Genomic DNA, 322 nt, shown 5'->3' with positions numbered 1-322 from the left:
CCCCGGACTATAGCACCGGCCCTGCGGCATAACCACGCAACAACTGTGTGGGAAAGAGGTTCCAGCGTTGTCGACCCAATGGCCATGAAAATCACTCAAGCGCTGCGAATCAACTGCACAGCAACGGTAAACATCATCACCGCCACCAGCACGTCTAGCAGTCGTCAGGTTGCTGGACGGGCCAGCCAGGGCGCGAGCCAGGCTGCACCGATGGCAAGACTCGAGAACCACAGCAGCGAGGCGCTGGCGGCACCGACCACGTAGGCTTCGGGTACGGACTGCTGTGCACCGAGCGATCCGATCAGCAACACGGTGTCCAGAT

At 60.9% G+C, this 322-nt stretch carries 1 pseudogene; it reads right to left on the bottom strand.

Annotated features, from left to right (window positions below):
- Nucleotides 1–167: 167 nt before the first annotated feature.
- A pseudogene (locus tag EE949_RS01070) lies at nucleotides 168–322 on the bottom strand (amino acid transporter); the annotation flags it as partial.

This window comes from Pseudomonas viridiflava (assembly GCF_900602065.1).
Classification (GTDB): Bacteria; Pseudomonadota; Gammaproteobacteria; order Pseudomonadales; family Pseudomonadaceae; genus Aquipseudomonas.
The sequence above is the reverse complement of the archived record's forward strand: the minus strand, read 5'-3'. Positions and strand labels throughout refer to the sequence as shown.